Origin of the sequence: Enterobacter cloacae complex sp. P43RS (genome assembly GCF_014930585.1) — a bacterium.
GTDB classification, from domain to species: Bacteria; Pseudomonadota; Gammaproteobacteria; order Enterobacterales; family Enterobacteriaceae; genus Enterobacter; species Enterobacter bugandensis.
Genome location: NZ_JADBRJ010000004.1, coordinates 321,450 through 342,264, shown reverse-complemented (window position 1 = coordinate 342,264; position 20,815 = coordinate 321,450). Strand labels below are relative to the sequence as shown.

Annotated in this window: 13 protein-coding genes; 3 read left to right on the top strand and 10 right to left on the bottom strand. The window is 57.5% G+C overall.

Annotated elements, in window-relative coordinates; translation table 11 throughout:
* Positions 1-10: 10 nt before the first annotated feature.
* The 4 genes from nrdD to IM294_RS10840 form a co-directional block, all read right to left on the bottom strand.
* Positions 11-2,149, bottom strand: a complete 2,139-nt coding sequence (gene nrdD / locus IM294_RS10855; RefSeq protein WP_041911452.1) for an anaerobic ribonucleoside-triphosphate reductase — start codon at positions 2,147-2,149, stop codon at positions 11-13.
* Positions 2,150-2,518: 369 nt separating this feature from the next.
* On the bottom strand, positions 2,519-3,091 hold the full coding sequence (locus IM294_RS10850; protein ID WP_126817961.1) for a fructose PTS transporter subunit IIA: 573 nt from the start codon (positions 3,089-3,091) through the stop codon (positions 2,519-2,521).
* Position 3,092: 1 nt separating this feature from the next.
* Positions 3,093-5,690 (bottom strand): glycoside hydrolase family 38 C-terminal domain-containing protein, encoded by a 2,598-nt coding sequence (locus tag IM294_RS10845; protein ID WP_126817960.1) that lies wholly within the window; start codon positions 5,688-5,690, stop codon positions 3,093-3,095.
* Between the two features lie 10 nt (positions 5,691-5,700).
* A complete protein-coding gene (locus IM294_RS10840) occupies positions 5,701-7,098 on the bottom strand; it encodes a PTS fructose transporter subunit IIC (RefSeq protein WP_126817959.1) in 1,398 nt (465 codons plus the stop codon).
* A 179-nt stretch (positions 7,099-7,277) separates the two neighbouring features.
* On the opposite strand from IM294_RS10840, the gene IM294_RS10835 reads away from it, so the two are divergent.
* A complete protein-coding gene (locus IM294_RS10835) occupies positions 7,278-7,937 on the top strand; it encodes a MurR/RpiR family transcriptional regulator (protein ID WP_126817958.1) in 660 nt (219 codons plus the stop codon).
* Between the two features lie 8 nt (positions 7,938-7,945).
* Here IM294_RS10835 and IM294_RS10830 read toward each other — a convergent pair whose 3' ends face one another.
* The 4 genes from IM294_RS10830 to treR all read right to left on the bottom strand — a co-directional run bounded on the left by IM294_RS10830 (position 7,946) and on the right by treR (position 13,028).
* Positions 7,946-8,692 carry an oligogalacturonate-specific porin KdgM family protein gene (locus IM294_RS10830; RefSeq protein ID WP_126817957.1) on the bottom strand — a complete coding sequence of 249 codons (747 nt, stop codon included), beginning with the start codon at positions 8,690-8,692 and terminating at the stop codon, positions 7,946-7,948.
* Between the two features lie 135 nt (positions 8,693-8,827).
* Complete coding sequence (gene treC / locus IM294_RS10825; RefSeq protein ID WP_126817956.1) at positions 8,828-10,483, bottom strand: alpha,alpha-phosphotrehalase; 1,656 nt, start codon at positions 10,481-10,483, stop codon at positions 8,828-8,830.
* Positions 10,484-10,534: 51 nt separating this feature from the next.
* On the bottom strand, positions 10,535-11,953 hold the full coding sequence (gene treB / locus IM294_RS10820) for a PTS trehalose transporter subunit IIBC (RefSeq protein WP_045259643.1): 1,419 nt from the start codon (positions 11,951-11,953) through the stop codon (positions 10,535-10,537).
* 127 nt (positions 11,954-12,080) lie between these two features.
* Complete coding sequence (gene treR / locus IM294_RS10815) at positions 12,081-13,028, bottom strand: trehalose operon repressor TreR (protein WP_028015312.1); 948 nt, start codon at positions 13,026-13,028, stop codon at positions 12,081-12,083.
* Positions 13,029-13,418: 390 nt separating this feature from the next.
* Here treR and mgtA point away from each other — a divergent pair, with 390 nt between their 5' ends.
* Positions 13,419-16,127 carry a magnesium-translocating P-type ATPase gene (gene mgtA, locus IM294_RS10810; RefSeq protein WP_045259608.1) on the top strand — a complete coding sequence of 903 codons (2,709 nt, stop codon included), beginning with the start codon at positions 13,419-13,421 and terminating at the stop codon, positions 16,125-16,127.
* Positions 16,128-16,305: 178 nt separating this feature from the next.
* Positions 16,306-18,690: a beta-N-acetylhexosaminidase gene (locus IM294_RS10805; protein WP_193360348.1), complete on the top strand. Its 2,385-nt coding sequence runs from the start codon at positions 16,306-16,308 to the stop codon at positions 18,688-18,690.
* A gap of 85 nt (positions 18,691-18,775) precedes the next feature.
* Here the strand turns inward: IM294_RS10805 and gbpA are convergent, their stop codons facing one another.
* Together gbpA and ridA are read right to left on the bottom strand one after the other, a co-directional pair.
* Entirely contained in the window at positions 18,776-20,227 is a 1,452-nt protein-coding gene (gene gbpA, locus IM294_RS10800; protein ID WP_028015315.1) for an N-acetylglucosamine-binding protein GbpA, read from the bottom strand.
* Between the two features lie 139 nt (positions 20,228-20,366).
* A complete protein-coding gene (gene ridA / locus IM294_RS10795; RefSeq protein WP_063154894.1) occupies positions 20,367-20,753 on the bottom strand; it encodes a 2-iminobutanoate/2-iminopropanoate deaminase in 387 nt (128 codons plus the stop codon).
* Between the last annotated feature and the right edge of the window lie 62 nt (positions 20,754-20,815).

The window sequence follows — 20,815 nt, the reverse complement described above, 5'->3', positions numbered from 1 at the left end:
TGGCAGTGGCTCAACCGATCTGCCCATTCCCCAGATGTTTCACCCGGCGCTTCACCTCTTCCTGCTTGCCGGCGTTAAACGGACGGGCATCCGGGCTGCCGAGATAGCCGCACACGCGACGGGTCACGGAGACACGGGCTGCATCGTGGTTGCCGCATTTCGGGCAGGTAAAGCCTTTGCTCGTACACTCGAACTCACCGGTAAAGCCACACTCGTAGCATTCGTCGATTGGCGTATTGGTCCCGTAATACGGCACATGCTGATAGCTGTAATCCCACACGTCTTCCAGCGCCTTCAGGTTGTGCTGGATGTTCGGGTACTCGCCGTAGCAGATGAACCCGCCGCTGGCGATGGGCGGATAGGCCGCTTCGAAGTCGATCTTGTCGTACGGGTTTACCTTTTTCTCCACGTCGAGGTGGAAGCTGTTGGTGTAGTACCCTTTGTCGGTCACGCCTTCCACAATCCCGAACTCGGCGGTGTCCAGACGGCAGAAGCGGTCGCACAGGTTCTCGCTCGGCGTACTGTAGAGGCTAAACCCGTAGCCAGTTTCCTCTTTCCACTGGTCAACCGCGTCGCGCAGGCGCTGGACAATCGCAATGCCTTTTTCGCGCAGGGCTGCGCTGTCGTACATATGCGCGTCTCCAGACAGGGCGTTGATGGTTTCGTGGATGCCGATATAGCCCAGCGAAATCGACGCGCGGCCGTTTTTGAAGATCTCGGACACGTCATCGTCCGCCTTCAGGCGCACGCCGCAGGCCCCTTCCATATAGAGGATGGGCGCCACGCGGGCTTTCACCCCTTCAAGGCGTGCGATACGGGTCATCAGCGCCTTACGCGCCAGCTGCAGGCGTTCATCCAGCAGTTTCCAGAATTCAGCTTCATTGCCTTTGGCCTCCAGCGCGATGCGCGGCAGGTTCAGGCTGATGACGCCCAGGTTGTTACGCCCGTCGTGGATCTGCTCGCCGTTTTCATCCTCGTACACCCCGAGGAAGCTGCGGCAGCCCATAGGCGTTTTAAACGAGCCGGTGACTTTTACCACCTGGTCGTAGTTCAGAATGTCCGGGTACATGCGCTTGCTCGCGCACTCCAGCGCCAGCTGTTTGATGTCGTAGTTCGGATCGCCAAACTTGTGGTTCAGGCCGTCGCGGATGGCGAACACCAGTTTCGGGAACACCGCGGTTTTGCGGTTCTTGCCGAGGCCGGAAATACGGTTGCGCAGAATGGATTGCTGGATCAGGCGTGATTCCCAGCTGGTACCCAGGCCAAAACCGAAGGTCACAAACGGCGTCTGCCCGTTGGCGGTGTGCAGCGTGTTCACTTCATATTCCAGCGACTGGAACGCGTCGTAGCACTCTTTTTCGGTACGGGAGTGCGCATAGCCGTCCGCGTCCGGGATCTGCCACTCTTCGGCAGTTTTCCGATGCTTGTTGAAGCTCGCCGTCACGAACGGGGCCAGCACTTCGTCAATGCGGTTTATGGTGGTCCCGCCATAAATGTGGCTCGCCACCTGAGCGATGATCTGTGCCGTTACCGCTGTCGCCGTGGAGATCGACTTAGGCGGTTCAATCTCGGCGTTACCCATTTTAAAGCCCTGGGTCAGCATGCCTTTCAGGTCGATCAGCATGCAGTTGAACATCGGGAAGAACGGCGAGTAATCGAGGTCGTGATAGTGGATCTCGCCGCGCTCGTGTGCCGAGACCACGTCGCGCGGCAGCAGATGCTGGCGGGCATAGTGTTTGGCGACGATACCGGCCAGCAGATCGCGCTGGGTCGGGATCACTTTGCTGTCTTTGTTGGCGTTTTCATTGAGCAGGGCAGAGTTGGTCTGCTCCACCAGGCCACGGATCTCCTGATTCAGGCGACCGCGCTTCTCACGCTGCACGTCGCGATCGTGGCGATACTCAATGTAGGCGCGGGCTAACTGTTTGTAGGGGCCAGCCATCAGCTGGTTTTCAACCGCGGTCTGGATCTCGTTGATATCGACCTGGCTGCGTTCAGTCATCTGGCTGCTAACGACTTCTGCGACGGTGGCGCAGTAATCTGCGTCATCGACTCCCGCTGCTTTAGCTGCACGCAGAATGGCTTCCTGGATGCGCTCTGATTTAAACGGCACTTTACAGCCATCACGTTTCATCACATGCGGTGTCATGATCACTCCATTTTTAAAAACAGGTTATCCACAGAGGTGGAGAAGTATTCACCGGACGTATTCCCCGTCAGGCCAAAGACTTCCCCCGTTCCCAGCTCGTGTTATCCACAATTCCGGCCAGCGTAAGCGCCGTCTTGTTGTTGGAATAGTAGACGATTAATACAAGATGTTGGGTCGGCGTGCATTTTAAGTTCTACATATAGTGATTTGCATCAAACAAGTTTGCGATTTATTTGATGCAGAACAAAGTAAAAAGACGAGAGTACAAACGGCGGGCGCTTCAGCCTTTGTAAAGACGCGAAGGAAAAATCTGATTAATTATTCAACAAAAACAAGCGCTCAACGTGGTACATGCTGAGCGCCGTTCGGTTAACTCACCGCGCAGGCCCAGCTCAATCCTGCCTGTAAAAAGGCTGCGGTAGCGATACTGCCCAGTATCACCGGAATGAGAAGGGAGCGGTCAGGGGCCGCATCCTGTTTTTGAGGTTCTTCAGCACTCAGGGCGGACATCGCCTCTTCCCGGGTGCGCGCCGCCAGAAGCTGCGCGCGCACTCGATCTTCTGTCAATAAACTGGTCAGCGTCGTCAGCAGCTGCATATGGGTACTGCCTGCTTCCGCGGGCGGAATGGCGAGCAGGAAAACCATTCTGACCTCTTCATCACCGTCCAGCCCCGGCCAGCGTATCGGGTCGTCAAAGAGTGCCAGACAAAACGCCGCCTGCTGCACCGCCTCGGTTTTACCGTGCGGAACGGCGAGCGCTTCACCCAGCGCGGTAGGGCCTTCGCTTTCGCGCTGTAATACACTCTGGATGAATGTTTCTTCATCGCAGATGATTTTTCGCCTGGCGAGCGGTTCGGCGAGCCAGCGGATCAGCGCTTCAGGCGTACGGTGCGTCGGGTTGATAAAAACCAGATCGGGGTGCGTCAATGCAAGCAAGTTCATATTAAGCCTCCATCAAAAAATCGCAGGTTGCGAAAGGGGGGATTGCCGTTACCGGCGGCACAGGCTCTTCCAGATAGTTGATCTGACGTAGCCCCGCCAGACTTTCCGGGACGGGAACCGGCTGCGTCCCGGCGTTAAACACCCGGACGACGGTGCCATTCGACCATTGCGCATGGGGCAGGGCAGAAAGGACTAGCGGCTCCGGCAGGCTCAATAATGAGAATTGTGCCGGAAGCTGATGCTCAGGCAGACGCAACGCAAAGCGCTCAAGGCGGTGATCGAGCGTGTGTAACGATTGCCGCTGATAGGTGAAAGGCTGTCCCGCAGCCTGGTTTTCCAGTTGGCGAAGCGTCAGATGATCGGCTCTGTCGGCCAGCGCGACGGTAAATGAAAAGTGCAGCGGTTTCAGTAACTGGGCGTCGGGGGTCTCAACCACCGTATTATTAATGCCGGACGCACGGCCCGGTCGCCAGTCGAGATCGTTGCGCCCGAGCACGCCCGTCGCTTTAAACAACGTCAGGGCAATCGTCGCGGGTTCGCTGCCAATAATCTGAAATTCCTTCATACCGCGACTATTCACCACCAGCGCTTTGCCCGCTTCCGCGACAGCGATAATGCCTTCGGTGGTTTCGATATCCACGGGCATCTCGCGATAGCGCTCCTGCCAGTTTCCACTCTCACACCCCGTATCGCGCTGGATTATCGCGAAGGGCTGGGAGGCGATAGCGTGACGGGTGCGAATATCGCTGCCGATCAGTAAACGTAGCCGGTGATCGCAGTGGCTGTTTTCCAGCGAAGCCTCGACGTACAGGTTCGGATCGTCTTCGCGTAATGTGCACTCCAGACGAATGGATAACGGCGTTCGGGCAGTATCCTGGCGTCCGGCGAGATCTGGCGGAAGAAACAGGGTGGCTTCAACGATCAGCTTTTCGACAAGCGGCGTTTTCAGGCAGCCGACGAGCGTGAAATGGTCGCATCGCGTCGGGGTATCGCCCGCAAGCGGTGAGAAATCGTAGCTGTCGCCCGCATCCGCACAGTCTTCAAGGGTAAAGAACGAGGGGATGCATCTGCCGCTGCGTTTGTCGTGCAGGGTTAGCGTTCCGTCGTCCAGCGTTAATCGATAATGCGCATTCTCTATCTCGCTGCCCGTTGTCTGTTCAGGCTGCCGGAAAGGCGCCGGGTCATCTTCAACGTTAACGCTGAGATAGCCGACCGGCGGCAGAACCGGTGTTTTCACAGCAACGTGCCAGCGGTAATAAGGGGGAAGGGGCGTTTCACACTCGCCTTCGGCGTTAAGGGAGATCGCCGTTCCGCCGGGCAACACGTCTCTTTTCAGAACGTCGAAGGGGATGGCCTGCCCCTGATACATCAGGGCGATATTTTCAGCGCGGCTATAGAGAGTGGTTTTCACCACGCGCTGCGTTTGCGTGCCCAGCGGGTTAAAAATCAGCAGATCGCCTTCCCGAGCGCAGGCGGCGGCCAGGGTTTTCACCACCAGATTCCACAGGCTGTGGCACAGCTGTTCGGTTTGCTCCAGTCGATGCAAAATATCGCGGTTGGTGGCATCGCTGTTACAGCCGCCGATGGAGTCATGGGCATGGCTTCGCAACAGCTTCTTCCAGAGCGTATCGACCACCGAGAGGTTGACCGGCAGCCCCTGGTGACGCGCCATGGCGATTGTCGGCTCCAGCTGCCGCAGGATGAACTGCTCAACTGCATCATTTTTCTTTTTAATGTCGTAGCGCACGGAGCCGATCGTTTTATGGATGCGGGTGTAGCGCGGCGATTTCAGCTCTCCTTCCCAGAATTCAAACTGCTCACGCTGCGCGCGCAGAATGTCGACGTAGCGCTCCAGCGAACTGATGACGTAACGGTCCTCATCCGGGGAGCGTGCGCTGGCGACCTGCAGGATTTTCGGCAGCGCCGGGTCGATGCTGACCTGATCGCCGCCGCAGGGCAGCAGCAGGTCATTTATTCCGGCCCGCGAGCGCAGGAGATTGACCATCGGGAAGATTTTTCCCTGCAAATGGCTCGCGTCTGAAGAGATGTTTTTAGCCGCGCCATAACCGAGCGCCATCGCGCAGGCGATAACGGTCGCCCCTGACGGCGCGCGCCAGAGGAACTGGCTGCTTTTCGCCTGTCTGTCGTGATCGATGCCGCGCCAGAAGACGATGTTGTCGATATTGCAGCCCTGCAAAATCGTGGGCATCTGCGCATTGTGGCCGAAGGTATCCGGAAGATACCCAACCTGCATGGCGTGCCCCAGCTTACGGGCAGAGAAGATGCCGTATTTGAGGTTGCGGATAATGGATTCGCCATGCACGTTGTAGGTGTCCGTCTGGGTATACCACGGCCCCACAAAAATCCTTTTCGCTCTGACCAGCGTCTCCAGCCTGGTGCGATACTCGGGATTGATGGCGAGAAAGTCCTCTACCACCGCCATCTGTCCATCAAGGTGATAGCAGCTGTAAGCCGGGTCCTGCTCCAGCGTGTCGATGACGTCCGCAAAGTTATATGACGCCAGCACCATGCTGTCCTGACGGGTGAAATACCACTCTTGATCCCAGTGCGTATGGGCAATGACGTGGATCTGATTCATGACCTTCCCCTTAGCTGGCGTTCTTTGGGCTGACGTAAAGCACGCCCAGGGCGCAAATCAGTGCGCCAATAAAGACGCTCGCCAGGTAGCCCGCCACGTTGGTTGCCAGCGGCCAGCCCCAGATGGCCGGCAGCGGCAGCGTCTGCTTCACGCCGAGTGCAATGGCGACCAGCGCGCCGGCGACGGCACCGGTCATAAACACCGGGATCAGACGTGGGTTTTTCAGGATGAACGGGATCGCGCCTTCGGAGATCCCAATCACGCCCAGCAGCAACGAGGTGCTGCCAACGGTTTTCTCTTCCCGGCTAAAAACATCCGGTAGTCCAAAGCGGCCGTTGAGGAACGCGGCAAAGCCGACGCCAATAGAGGGGATCACGATGGAGAGTTCGCGGGCGGTGAGATCAAACGTTTCGCTCATGCCATTCAGGCCGAGCGCGACTGAGCCTGCCGCCTTGTTGACCGGGCCGCCCAGGTCGAACGCGGTGCCTGCGGCGATCATCGCGGAATAGAATCCGCGCCCGGTGTCACCTGCCGAGGTAAAAAAGACCACCATCAGCTGGTTAAGCGAGCCGAAAATCGGGTTAATCAAATATTCCATGACCATCACCAGCGTAATGCCGGTGATGAGCGGGACGACCAGCATGGTCTTGATGGTGGTGAGCTGCTGGCGGACGTGAATGGAATCATTCAGCCAGCGCACCAGATAGCCCACAAAAAAGCCAATGCCGATCGCGCCGAAAAAGCCGGACGGCATAAAGCCTTCGATATCAAAGAAGCGCTTGTAGACCTCGTCTGACATGATACCGCCGATAAGTCCGGGGATCAGCGCCGGTTTGCCGGCAATGGAAAACGCCAGATACATGGCGAAAACCGGATACATGAACTTAATGGTCATAAAGCCCACTTTATCCAGCACGCTGAACGGCGAATGGTCGATGTTAATAAACTGGCCGGTAATTTTGGCCGTTGCCATCATCAGCCCGCCCATGACCACCACTGGCAGCATATAGCTGATGGCCGCCATGATATGGCCGATAAAAATCTGGTAAGCCGAAGGCTGGAGTTCGTCTTCATGTAAGACAGTCGTGACGTTTTTTTCCATGGCAAGCGCCTGACGCAGATAGCGATCGGTATGCTTGATCAGCTCTTGCGTGCGGGTCTGAAGGTGGGGAATGTTTTCAAAGCGCTCGGCATCCTGAATGGGGACGTCGGTTGCCAGAATAATGGCCGTGGCGGAGGCGATATCCTGCTTCGTTAAGCGGTTTTTAACGCCGTCGCTGCCCTGCGTTTCGACCTTAACCTCAATATGGTGCTCTTTAGCCCATGCAATAATTTTATTCGCCGCCATAAAGGTATGTGCAATGCCCGTCGGGCAGGCCGTTACCGCGACAACTTTCTGTTTCGTTATTGTCATAATTCCCTGGATGTGAAAACAGGGAAAGTATAAAGAGAACCTAAAACAGTTTTTAACGTTTGCTAATACTAATTACGTATCGCGATACGCGTAAATGCAATGTGTGAAGCGCCTTCCAGAGACTATTTCTCTGTTGTGTTAATATCATGCCGGGATTAAACAGGGTGTAATATATGAATTCATTCCAGGGAAGTGAACGCTTGATATTTGAATACATTCAGCATCACGCGTGTAATATTTCTAATATTTCGGCAAAAGAGATTGCCCGTGATACCTTTACAACGACAACATCCGTTAATCGTGTGTGTAAAAAAATGGGGTATAAAAGCTATACCGAGCTTCGGTATCGTTTTTTACGCGATCATTTTACCCCTGCGCCTGCAGTGCCCGAAGCGGGTCCGCAGGCGGACGACATTGTGGCGGAGGTGTCCAGGCTGCTCATCCATTCCAGCCATATCTATCTGTACGCACGCGGCGCCTCGCTTACCAGCCTTAACTACCTGTCGCGCTTTTTATCGCTGGCGAGCCTGCCGCATCTTATTTTGAATGACATGCACCAGCTGACACGGGTATCGAAGGGGACGCTGGTGCTGATCAGCAAATCCGGGGAGACACAGTCGCTGATAGAAATGGCGCGAAACGCGCTGCGCAAGGGTTTAAAGATTATTGCAATTACCCGTCAGGGGGCGACGCTGGCGTCGATCTCAACGCTATGCTGGCCGTTATCGATCGACATTAATGCGGTATCGCTGTATCAGCGGGAGGGCCAGCTTGAACTGTTAAGCGCCGTGGACCGTATCGGCTGCAGGCTGCTGCAGCACGATACGGTGTAGTCAGGCCGTCAGAGCTGCTTCACTATCCCCAGACGTACGGCATAATCATTTTCATGATTGCCGTCATTGTTGATATAGGTTTTATCCAGTGACACCAGCTCGACGTAAGGCGTCCAGCCATCGTCGAGCTGGTAGTTGAACGCAACGGTATGCTCCCAGTAGGTATCATCCCCGGTTCCCTGATCGACATTATCCTGCCAGCGGAAGCGCGGGTTGTAGGACATACCGAATTTGCCAATGTTGTACGCGAACCAAATGTCGAACTGGTGTGACTGGCGGCGGGTATAGCCGCTGCCGTCGAGTTCTTTGTCGCTGTGCGCGTCATTGATGGTGTTATAACGGTAACGGGCGGAAAGATTCAGACCGTTATCAAACGCTTTCCAGCCCTGAATGAAGGGGCGATAGTGGGTATTACTGGGGGTGAAAACCGTCACCATGCCAGGCGCAACGGCAAAGCCATTGCCCAGATTGAAGCGCCAGCGCGTTTCAATCTCCTGTGCCGCCTCCGTTAATCCTTTGTCATCGGGATTATTTCGGTCGGTATCACCAAAAAAGGTGTCGTTATGGTTTTGTGCGGCTTCAACGGAGAAGTAAAAACCGTTATCCGCCTGATGCATAACCTTAATACGAGAATCATTTACGTCAGAGCGCGTATTATGGCCAAAGCGAAGGTCGACGGACGTATTTCCGCACCATCCCTGTGTGCTCAATAATAATGTGCTAATACACGTTACTTTAATAATTGTCTTTTTCATCATGTCCTGCCGAGGTTATTTAATTGGCAGGACTATTTTTATTTTCGGTACGCCGTGATGTAAAAGTTATCGTCGTACATTTAGCGTATCGCTAAACATAAAAAAGGAGATACAGCATGCTGTATCTCCTGACGTTTATTCCTGCACCCACCAGATGGCTTCAAACGGGCGCAGTTGCAGCGTATCGGGACGAGAGGGGACGTCCTCATAGTTGCTGAGTGCGACCTGCCATGCGCCCTGTACCGGGTCCGGCTGCCACTGCTGGCGCTCTCGGCTCAGGTTTGCCACCACCATCAGCGTCTGGCCCTGCCACTGGCGGCGATAGCACCACAGGGAAGGGTGTTCCGGCAGGAGATCTTCATAATCTCCCCACGTCAGCACCGGGAGGGTTTTGCGCAGACGAATCAGCGACTGATAGGTGTAGAACACTGAATCCGGGTCGTCCAGCGCCGTACGGGCATTCACGGTTTCATAGTTATCGCAGACCCCAATCCACGGCTCGCCCTCGGTAAAGCCCGCATTGTGCGACGCGTCCCACTGCATTGGGGTTCGCCCGTTATCGCGGGATTTACTCGCCAGAATCGCCAGTAATTCATCCGGCTCACGGCCATTGGCCCGCAGTTCGGCGAACATGTTCAGGCTTTCCACGTCGCGGTAGTCGGTGATGCGGCTGAAGTGCGGGTTGGTCATGCCCAGCTCTTCACCCTGGTAGATATACGGCGTGCCCTGCATGCCGTGCAGCACCATGCCGAGCATCTTTGCAGCGTGAACGCGGTATTCCCCTTCGTCGCCAAAGCGCGACACGATGCGCGGCTGGTCGTGGTTACACCAGAACAGCGCGTTCCAGGCTTTGTTGTGCATGCCCTGCTGCCAGTGACGGAAGAGGGTTTTCAGCGCCACAAAGTCCGGCTTTGCCTTCGTCCACTTTTCGCCGCCGGGGTAGTCCACCTTCAGGTGGTGGAAGTTAAAGGTCATCGACAGCTCGCGCCCGTCGAGCGACGCGTACTGCTGGCAGTTCTCCAGCGAGGTTGACGACATCTCGCCCACCGTCATCAGGTTGCGCGGGGTGAAGACGTCGCGGCTCATCTCCTGGAGATATTCGTGGATGCGCGGGCCGTCAGTGTAGAAGCGGCGACCGTCGCCAATGGTGTCGTCCGGGAAATCCTGATCTTTAGAGATTAGGTTAATCACGTCCAGACGCAAGCCGTCCACGCCGCGATCGGCCCAGAACTCGCATACCTTTTTCAGCTCGGCGCGCACCGCCGGGTTTTCCCAGTTGAGATCCGCCTGCTCGGGCGCGAAAAGGTGAAGATAATACTGCTCGCTCTCGGCGTGCCAGCGCCAGGCGTTGCCGCCAAACTTGGAGCGCCAGTTGTTGGGGAGCTGCTCCGGCGTGCCGTCGCGCCAGATGTAGAACTGGCGGTACGGGCTCGCTTTGTTCAGCGACTCGCGGAACCAGGCGTGCTGCGTGGAGGTATGGTTAAACACCATATCCAGCACGATGCGAATGCCGCGTTCGTGCGCTTCGGCAACCAGCTCGTCAAAGTCATCCAGCGTGCCAAAGGACGGGTCGATGGCGGTGTAATTCGCCACGTCGTAGCCGTTATCCACCTGCGGGGAAATATAAAACGGCGTCAGCCAGATGGCGTCGATGCCGAGGGTTTTCAGGTAATCCAGCCGCTGCGTCACGCCGCGCAGATCGCCGGTGCCGCTGCCGGTGGTGTCCTGAAAACTCTTTGGGTAAATCTGGTAGATGACGCCGTTCTGCCACCAGTGAGGAAGGGTATTCATAATGCGTTCCTGCAAATGCGAAGGGGCGCAACTGCGCCCCGAAAGATGAAGTTAAACAATCTGCAGCGTGCCCTGACGGAATTTACGCTGGTAAACCACGGTGGTGAGCGCCATGGGGACGATAATCGCCACCGCCATAGCCAGGGCAAACACCTGCCAGAAAGTAGGCTGGATGGAGAGGATCCCCGGCAGGCCGCCGACGCCAATCCCGTTCGCCATCACGCCGTTCAGGCCGCACAGCAGGCCCGCCAGGCCAGAGCCGATCATCGCGCAGAGCATCGGGAAGCGGTACTTCAGGTTGATGCCGTACATCGCCGGTTCGGTGACGCCGAGATAGGCGGAGATGGCCGCCGGAACGGAGATCTCACGCTCGTTGTGCTTACGGCTAACGATAATGATGCCGGTCACCGCAGAGGCCTGTGCGATGTTAGAGAGGGCGATAATCGGCCAGACCGGGGTACCGCCGAGGCTCTGAATCATCTGCATATCGATGGCCAGCGTGGTCTGGTGCACGCCGGTGATCACCAGCGGGGCATACAGGAAGCCAAACAGCGCGGCACCGATTGGCGCGAAGCTGCCGGTCATCAGATGACGCACCGCGAAGGCCACGCCGTCGCCAATCATGCGGCCAAACGGACCGATAAAAGCGTGCGCCAGGAAGACGGCCAGGATCAGCGAGCAGACCGGCACCACCACCAGGTAGAGGTAATCCGGCACGATGCGCTTCAGACGCGTCTCAATAAAGCCCAGCGCCAGACCCGCCAGCAGGGCCGGAATGACCTGCGCCTGATAGCCCACCTTGGCGATGGTAAACAGGCCGAAGTTCCACACTTCCGGCACCTGCTGACCAAGTAAGTAAGCGTTCATTAACTGCGGAGAGACCAGCGTGACGCCCAGTACGATACCGAGAATTGGCGTACCGCCCATCTTGCGCACCGCGGACCAGCAAATCCCCACCGGCAGATAGAAGAAAATCGCTTCGCCAATCAGCCACAGGAAGTCATAGATGCTTTGCAGCGCCGGGTACATCTGCGCCAGGGTTTTACCGTCGCTCATTGGCACATCGCCGATGACGTTACGGAAGCCCAAAATTAAGCCCCCGCTGATCAGCGCCGGCAGCAGCGGGAAGAAGATTTCTGCAAAGTGGGAAATCAGCTGCTCGTGCCACTTCATATTCTGGCGCGCCGCCTTCTTCGCCTGCTCTTTATCGGCAGAAGAGTGTCCGGTGGTCGCCAGCAGAGCCTGATAGTAATCGCCCACTTCGGTACCAATCACCACCTGGAACTGTCCGGCGTTGGTGAAGCAGCCTTTCACCATGGAAAGCTCTTCAATCGCCTTCGGGTTGGCCTTGGCCGGATCGTTCAGCACGAAGCGCAGGCGGGTAATGCAATGGCTGACGGTGGCGATGTTTTCGCGGCCGCCGACCAGGACGATCAGCCGATCGATATCTGCTTGTTTGACTTTACTCATCATGAAACCTCATGACAGATGTTGAGGGGGGTAATGACCTGAGCGCAAGCCTACTCCTTCAGCGTGACGGCGAAAATGGGAACGTTCCCGAAATCGGGCGAAGATCACAATAAACGATTCAGGGGGGTTATGAGAGACGGGCAGGAATAACGATCTGGCGCGGCTCGCTCCGCCCGTTGATCTGCTCGATCAGCTGTGCGGCGGCCTGTCTGCCGGACTCGGCGTAGCCCGGATCGACGGTGATAATTTCAGGGTGCAGGAACTTCATCAGCGGCGTGCTGCCGACGCTCGCCACCTGCAGGTTATCAATGCGCTGCTCCTGCAGATACTTGCTGGCACCCAGCGCAAGGGTGTCCGTGGCGCACACCAGCGCGGTGGTCTGCGGCGTCAGGACGCTGGCGACCTGCTCGTAGCCCTGCTTCATGCCCAGCCCCGGCAGGGAGGCCACGGCAGGGAGATTGTGCTTTTTGCAAAAGGCCAGATAGGCTTCGTGGCGGCGCTTGCCGGTGGTAACGTCCGCGTGCGGCACGCCCAGATAGCTGATGTGGCGGTGCCCTTCTTCGTACAGGCGCTGCATCAGGGTGATAATCGCCCCCTCATCGTCATAACAGACGGAGGCAAAACCGTGGGCATCGCGCGCCAGCAGCACCAGAGACGGCTGCCAGTGTTTCAGCATCTCCTCGTCAATGCCGGTAAAACCAAACAGTACCACGCCGTCAATGTTACGGCGCTGGAGCATGCCGAGATGTTCTTCCACCAGCTGTGGCGAGAACTGGCTCTCCATCATGATCGGGTCATAGCCCTGCTCGTAGAAGGCGGGCAGCATGGTCTGAACGGCGAGGTTTTCGGAGAGGGAATCCAGACGCGAAACGATGATCGCAACCACTTTATCGCTCTGCCCGCGCATGGCGCGCGCGGAGCGGGAAGGGGAAAAACCGTGCTGATTCATGACCGCCTCAACGCGCTCGCGGGTGCGTTCGCTGACGCCGCTTTCGTTGTTCAGCACGCGTGAGACGGTTGATTTCCCCACGCCGCTTAAACGCGCGATGTCTTTAATTGTAAGGCGGTTCTGCATGCTGTTTTCCCTGTAACAACGACAAAATGGTCAATTGAGCCTAATGCTATAGCGCGATTTCGCTATGGGCAAAGTCTGGTTTACGTACTGTTTATTTGCAGGCGCGTATAATACCGCCCGAATCGTCACAAAGGGTACGCTTAAATCTTTATACTGCGCGGCGACACCCTGTTTTTTTACTTACCGGAGGCTTTATGGATCCCGATCCCGCACCTCTCCTGAACGGGAGAATTTGTTCTTTCCGGTAAGCCAGCTTTTGCTGTCTCACCGGTAATGTGAGGCAGCAACGTCCCAAACGTTCCTGCTTGAAAAAATGAGTGCCTGACAGGTACGGCTTTGCCACGCCTGAAGGGAATGCTGCGTCCGCCTGGCGGATGCGGAGGAATGTCTATGTTTAAAAATATCACCCGGCAGCTGCAGGCGCTGCTGAGCCGCCATCTGCCACACCGTCTTGTTCAGCGCGACCCGCTGCCCAATGCCAAAAACATGGCGGGAGCGGCGATCCCGGCGTCCCTGACCGAACGCTGCCTGAATGTGGCGGCGATGGATGAAAACGAAGTCTGGCGCGCCTTTGGCGGCCATCCGGAAGGGCTGAACGCGTCTGAAGTGGAAAAAATCCGCGCCGTGCACGGCGATAACCAGATCCCGGCGCAGAAGCCCTCTCCGTGGTGGGTGCACCTGTGGCTCTGCTACCGCAACCCGTTCAACCTGCTGCTGACCGTGCTCGGCATCATCTCTTACGCGACGGAAGATCTCTTTGCCGCGGGCGTGATTGCCCTGATGGTGGGTATCTCCACGCTGCTGAACTTCATTCAGGAAGCCCGCTCCACCAAAGCGGCGGACGCCCTGAAGGCGATGGTCAGCAACACCGCGACCGTCTCGCGCGTGATTAACGACCTCGGCGAAAACGCCTGGGTTGAGCTGCCCATTGACCAGCTGGTGCCGGGCGATCTGGTGAAGCTGGCGGCGGGAGACATGATCCCGGCGGATTTACGCATCATCCAGGCGCGGGATCTGTTCGTGGCGCAGGCCTCCCTGACCGGGGAGTCCCTGCCCGTTGAGAAGGTATCGCGCAGCCGCGACCCGCAGCAGATGAACCCGCTCGAGTGCGACACCCTGTGCTTTATGGGCACCACGGTGGTCAGCGGCACGGCGCAGGCAATTGTCACCGCCACCGGCGGCAATACCTGGTTTGGACAGCTTGCCGGGCGCGTCAGCGAGCAGGAGAGCGAGCCGAACGCCTTCCAGAAAGGCATTGGTCGCGTCAGCATGCTGCTGATCCGCTTTATGATGGTCATGACGCCGATTGTCCTGCTGATCAACGGCTACACCAAAGGCGACTGGTGGGAGGCGGCGCTGTTTGCGCTCTCCGTGGCCGTCGGCCTGACGCCGGAAATGCTGCCGATGATCGTTACCTCCACGCTGGCGCGCGGGGCGGTCAAACTCTCTAAACAAAAGGTGATCGTCAAACACCTCGACGCCATTCAGAACTTTGGCGCGATGGACATTCTCTGCACCGATAAAACCGGCACCCTGACGCAGGATAAAATCGTGCTGGAGAACCACACCGACATCGCCGGTAAAACCAGCGAGCGCGTGCTCCACAGCGCGTGGCTGAACAGCCACTACCAGACCGGGCTGAAAAACCTGCTCGACGTGGCGGTGCTGGAAGGCGTGGACGAGGAGGCCGCCCGTACGCTCTCCGGCCGCTGGCAGAAGGTGGACGAAATCCCGTTCGACTTCGAGCGCCGCCGCATGTCGGTGGTGGTGAGCGAGCAGCCGGACGTGCACCAGCTGATCTGCAAAGGCGCGCTGCAGGAGATCCTGAACGTCTCCACGCAGGTGCGCCACAACGGGGAGATCGTGCCGCTGGACGACACCATGCTGCGCCGCATCAAGCGCGTCACCGACAACCTGAACCGTCAGGGGCTGCGCGTGGTGGCGGTGGCGAGCAAATTCCTGCCCGCGCGGGAGGGGGACTATCAGCGTATCGACGAATCCGATTTGATCCTCGAGGGTTACATCGCATTCCTCGATCCGCCGAAAGAGACCACCGCACCGGCGCTGAAGGCGCTGAAGGCGAGCGGCATCACCGTCAAAATTCTCACCGGTGACAGCGAGCTGGTGGCGGCCAAAGTGTGCCACGAAGTGGGGCTGGACGCGGGCGACGTGGTGGTGGGGAGCGACATTGAGCACCTCACCGACGACGAACTGGCGCAGCTTGCCCAGCGCACGACGCTGTTTGCCCGCCTGACGCCGATGCACAAAGAGCGCATTGTGACGCTGCTGCGTCGTGAAGGGCACGTGGTGGGCTTTATGGGCGACGGCATCAACGATGCGCCCGCGCTGCGTGCGGCGGACATTGGCATCTCCGTGGACGGCGCCGTGGATATCGCCCGTGAAGCGGCGGATATCATCCTGCTAGAAAAGAGCCTGATGGTGCTGGAGGAGGGCGTCATCGAAGGGCGTCGCACCTTCGCCAACATGCTCAAGTACATCAAAATGACCGCCAGCTCCAACTTCGGTAACGTCTTCAGCGTGCTGGTGGCGAGCGCGTTTCTGCCGTTCCTGCCGATGCTGCCGCTGCACCTGCTGATCCAGAACCTGATGTACGATGTCTCTCAGGTAGCGATCCCGTTTGATAACGTTGACGACGAGCAGATCCAGAAGCCGCAGCGCTGGAACCCCGCCGATCTGGGCCGCTTCATGCTGTTCTTTGGGCCGATCAGCTCCATCTTCGACATTCTGACCTTCTGCCTGATGTGGTTTGTGTTCCACGCCAACACCCCGGAACACCAGACGCTGTTCCAGTCCGGCTGGTTCGTGGTAGGTCTGCTGTCCCAGACGCTGATTGTGCATATGATCCGCACGCGCCGCATTCCGTTCATCCAGAGCCGTGCCGCGTGGCCGCTGATTGTAATGACGGGCATTGTGATGGCGCTGGGTATCGCGCTGCCGTTCTCGCCTCTTGCAGGTTACCTGCAGCTGCAGGCGCTGCCGCTGAGCTACTTCCCATGGCTGGTGGCGATCCTCGCGGGCTATATGGTGCTGACGCAGATGGTGAAAGGATTCTATGCGCGTCGATATGGGTGGCAGTAAGCTCATTTTGCCATAATCCAAACGTAGGCCGGGTAAGGCGAAGCCGCCACCCGGCATCTGGCTTTCCTCCCAAATTCAACAACCTGTGATCTCCGTCGGCGCATTCGCTTGACGACAATTTGTACGCATGTTAACAGAATGTTTTGCCTGTATTTGGCCCGTCAGATAAGGAACATTCATGTTACGGTACAGTCTCTTAACCGCCGGGCTTATGCTCGGCGCCTCCGCTTTTGCCGCGCCGGCAGGCGACCTTCCCCTGATGCCCTGGCCTGTGAAGGTTGAACGCCCGACGACGCAGGGCGCGCTGGTGCTTAACAATCAACTCTCCGTGAGCGTCAGCGGCGACGATCTGGGGGACGCGGTCAACCGCCTGCGCCAGCGCATTGCGCTGCAAACCGGCTGGACGCTACAGCCACAGGCCGAAAAACCTGACAAGCCGACCATCCGTATCGCCATCGCTAAAAAGGTGAAGCCGCAGCCGCTGCCGGACAGCGATGAGAGCTACAAACTCATTGTGGATGCCAACGGCGTGAACATCTCCGCTAACACCCGCTTTGGCGCATTGCGCGCAATGGAAACCTTGCTCCAACTGATGCAGAACGGTGCCGAAAACACTTCGATTCCGTGGGTTACCATCGAAGATTCGCCGCGCTTCCCGTGGCGCGGGCTGCTGCTCGATTCGGCGCGCCATTTCATCCCGTTACCCGATATCAAACGCCAGATCGACGGTATGGCCGCGGCCAAGCTCAACGTCCTGCACTGGCATCTGACTGACGATCAGGGCTGGCGCTTTACCTCGAAGCGTTATCCAAAATTAACCCAGCTTGCCAGCGACGGGCTGTTCTACACCCCTGAGCAGATGCGCGAGATTGTGCGTTACGCTGCCGAACGCGGCATACGCGTGGTGCCGGAAATCGATATGCCGGGCCACGCCTCAGCGATTGCCGTCGCCTATCCAGAACTGATGAGCGCGCCGGGGCCGTACGCTATGGAGCGCCACTGGGGCGTGCTGAAGCCGGTGCTAGATCCCACCAAAGAGGCGACCTACACCTTCGCCGACGCGATGGTCAGCGAACTGGCGGCGATCTTCCCCGATCCGTATCTGCATATCGGCGGCGATGAGGTGGACGACAGCCAGTGGAAGGCAAACGCGGCGATCCAGAGATTTATGCGCGACAACAAACTGGCGGACAGCCACGCGCTGCAGGCGTATTTCAACCGCAAGCTGGAGACGATCCTTGAGAAGCACCACCGGCAGATGGTCGGCTGGGATGAGATCTACCATCCCGATCTGCCGAAAAGCATTCTGATCCAGTCCTGGCAGGGGCAGGACGCGCTGGGGCAGGTGGCGCAGAACGGCTATAAGGGCATTCTCTCAACCGGCTTCTACCTCGACCAGCCCCAGTCCACAGCCTATCACTACCGCAACGAAATCGTGCCGCAGGGGCTGAATGGCGTGGACGTGATAGCGGACACCGACAGCGTCCAGAGCTGGGCTTTCTCCATGCCGCGCCTGAAGGGCAAGCCTGTGGAAGGCAGCTTTACGCTGGTGAAAGGCGACGCCGGGTGGCGCGGTTTTATTGATTTTGCCGGGAAATCGCGTCGGGCGGTGAATAACATTCAGTGGCGCGACGACAACCAGGTGACCTTTACCGTCGACACCTGGATGGGTGAAACGCGCCCGGTGGTCAACGTTGATAACGACAAACTCACCGGCTATTTCCTGGTGGGAAACACCCGCTACCCGATTAGCGGCGCGCGTCTGGACGACGTGCCGAAAGGTACCCCTCCGGTCGTGCCGGACGTGGCGAATCAGGCCAACCTGCTCGGCGGCGAAGCCGCGCTGTGGGCGGAAAACGTGGTCGCGCCGGTGCTGGACATCCGCCTGTGGCCGCGCGCCTTTGCGGTGGCGGAGCGGCTGTGGTCCGCGCAGGACGTCAACGACGTCGATAATATGTATACCCGCCTGCAGGCGATGGACAGCTGGTCGACGGTGTCCGTCGGGCTGCAGCAGCATACCCAGCAGCAGGTGCAGTTCACGCGCCTCGCTAATAATGCCGACACCCTGCCGCTGCAAATCCTCGCCCAGGCGCTCGAGCCGGCCCAGTATTACACCCGCCAGCACCTGAAGTTCCAGGCCGGAAACTACCATCAGTTTGAGCCGCTTAACAGACTTGCAGATGCGTTGAACGCCGAAAGCGCCACCGTGCGCCAGATGCACAAGTGGGCGGACCGCCTGGTGAGCGACGCGGAAGACACGGAGAGCGCCGAGGCGCTGCGCCACGTCTTTAACCGCTGGCAGAACAACACCAGCGACGTGCTGGCCTTGAGCGAAAACAGCTATCAGCTGAAGGCCATTAAGCCGGTCATTCTGGAGGTGGATAAGCTGGCCTCGATTGGCCTGAGGCTGACGGATCTGGTGGCGCGTCAGGGGACGCTGGACGACAAAGAGATCGCGTCGATTCAGAGCGAGCTGGACAGCGCGGCGAAGGTGCAGGATGAGGTGGTGATTGCGGCGGTCTATCCGCTGGAGACGCTGCTACCCGCCACGCGAAATCAGTAACACACATGCCCGGTGACGCTGCGCTTACCGGGCCTACGTGGTGTGTAGGCCCGGCAAACGAAGTGCCGCCGGGCGTAAAGGCCACTCAGTTCTTCAGAACCCACGCCTCTTTCCAGTGTGCGCCAACGCCTGGCTCATACTGGTTTGCGGTCGGGCTGTACTGCACGCAGAAGCCGCTGTACGGGAAAGGCTTACATTCGTAGGTCTTACCGTCTTTAGGCTGAAGCACCACGGTACCTGCCTTGTACGACGCGATATTGTCCGGGAAGGTAAAGTCGTGGTGGCCGGTGCTGTCCGCAGCGGCATCGCCTTCCAGCATCAGGTTCAGGACGTCCTGCGCGAACAGGGTGCCGTCTTTATTGGTCGCGTAGTATTTCAGCATGTGGTGACCGGCGGTCACGTCGGTCAGGGTCATGGTGACGTCCTGATTGCTGTTGTTCATGTCCTGCTTCAGGTAGCCTTTTTCCGCACCGTGGTGGTTCATCACGTGTGCTTCAAAATTCACGTCACCCTGCGTATTCACGTGGAAGGTCACGGTCGCGTTGCCATGTTCGATTTTGCTGTATTGCAGATCGGTAACGGCGATGGTTTCGCTCACCTGCGCTTTCTGCTCTTCATAAGAGATAGCAACGGACTGCAGCGTGCTGCCGTCTTTCACGAATACGCTGTTGGCGCCGTGAACCGGGCTGATGTCACCGGCTTCATCCTTCACGCCGACGCGCACGTCGTGCTGCGCGGTGTTGATCTTCTGCGCCAGATCGTAGGACCACTGGTTAGCGTCGCCTTGTTCAGCAGAGCCGATGGTCATCTCGGTGCGCATGGCGGTCACTTCGCCGTGGGCGTCGAAGAAGCGTGCGATAACTTTATCGCCCACGTTCAGGTTATTACCGGCAATCTGGCCGCTCAGGGTTTTGCTCCACTCGGACACAACCGCAGGTGTTTCGTCCGGGGTAACGTTGCCGCCATTCCCGAAATCAACGTCGATAGCCTGATAGAAGCTGTTTGTGGTATCTGCAATTTCCCATACGCCGTAAATTACCTGATAACCTGTGCGTTCAGGAACATTACAGGTCATGGATTTAGTTACGGCTGGCGCCTGGCTATTTCCGTTAATTGTACAGAACGGGGTTAATTCAAACTGATCGCGAGTTAGCGGTTTATTTGGATCCCAGTTTTGTTTGGTAATGTAATAACGCCAGTTGGTAGTTTTGTGCGGCGCAGTATGGTGCCAGACAAATTCATGCGGGCCCGCGGTCATCGGGTTTTTAGTCCACGCATTCAGGCTCTGCTTATCCAGCTGAGAATATTGAGAGATACCCGCGCTGGCGAGGTGTCCGTCTGCTGGCTCTGCCCCGGTCGGGAAGCCGGAGGTTTTCTCTACACTCTGCGGTTCATACTGTACGGAGCCGCAATCAATATTTTGACCCAGCTTACACATATAGGCGCGGCTGGCAGGAGATTCAATATATCCGTGAGCAAATGCCGAAGATGCAACGGTCACTGTTGCGAGGGCAAGTGCAATTTTTGAAAGTTTCATTACTCATCCATTATTAGAGAATATTACTAGGCGAGGGAGAGTCTAATAATGGATCTGGCTCTGTGTCATTTTACCCGGAGAGTAAAAATAACCGAAATAAAAAAGGCAGCCCGAGCTGCCTTCTGTTTATTGAAATGTATTAACGACGTACGGCGATCGCTTCAATTTCAATTTTCACGTCTTTTGGCAGACGCGCCACTTCCACGCAGGAGCGCGCCGGGAAGGTGGCGTTGTGCTCGGTGAAGAACGCTTCGTAAGTGGCGTTAACGGTGGCGAAGTCGTTGAGATCTTTCACGAACACCGTCGTTTTGACGATATCACCCACTTTCAGGCCCGCAGATTCAACGATAGCCTGCACGTTTTCCAGCGACTGACGCGCCTGCGCCGCCACGTCGGACGGTACTTCACCGGTTTTCGGATTTACAGGGATCTGGCCAGAGGTGATGATCATGCTGCCCAGATCAACGCCCTGAACGTATGGGCCGATAGCCGCTGGTGCATTTTCCGTCGCGAGTACTTTGCTCATTTTTTCTCCAGAATTACAGCGTTAAGAATGTTCCCGGCCATTATAACAGCCGGGATTTCATT

Coding starts and splice junctions, on each gene's coding strand:
- nrdD (WP_041911452.1), bottom strand. CDS start 2,149: ATGACACCGCATGTGATGAAACGTGATGGCTGTAAAGTGCCGTTTAAA.
- IM294_RS10850 (WP_126817961.1), bottom strand. CDS start 3,091: ATGAACTTGCTTGCATTGACGCACCCCGATCTGGTTTTTATCAACCCG.
- IM294_RS10845 (WP_126817960.1), bottom strand. CDS start 5,690: ATGAATCAGATCCACGTCATTGCCCATACGCACTGGGATCAAGAGTGG.
- IM294_RS10835 (WP_126817958.1), top strand. CDS start 7,278: ATGAATTCATTCCAGGGAAGTGAACGCTTGATATTTGAATACATTCAG.
- IM294_RS10830 (WP_126817957.1), bottom strand. CDS start 8,692: ATGAAAAAGACAATTATTAAAGTAACGTGTATTAGCACATTATTATTG.
- treC (WP_126817956.1), bottom strand. CDS start 10,483: ATGAATACCCTTCCTCACTGGTGGCAGAACGGCGTCATCTACCAGATT.
- treB (WP_045259643.1), bottom strand. CDS start 11,953: ATGAGTAAAGTCAAACAAGCAGATATCGATCGGCTGATCGTCCTGGTC.
- treR (WP_028015312.1), bottom strand. CDS start 13,028: ATGCAGAACCGCCTTACAATTAAAGACATCGCGCGTTTAAGCGGCGTG.
- mgtA (WP_045259608.1), top strand. CDS start 13,419: ATGTTTAAAAATATCACCCGGCAGCTGCAGGCGCTGCTGAGCCGCCAT.
- IM294_RS10805 (WP_193360348.1), top strand. CDS start 16,306: ATGTTACGGTACAGTCTCTTAACCGCCGGGCTTATGCTCGGCGCCTCC.
- gbpA (WP_028015315.1), bottom strand. CDS start 20,227: ATGAAACTTTCAAAAATTGCACTTGCCCTCGCAACAGTGACCGTTGCA.
- ridA (WP_063154894.1), bottom strand. CDS start 20,753: ATGAGCAAAGTACTCGCGACGGAAAATGCACCAGCGGCTATCGGCCCA.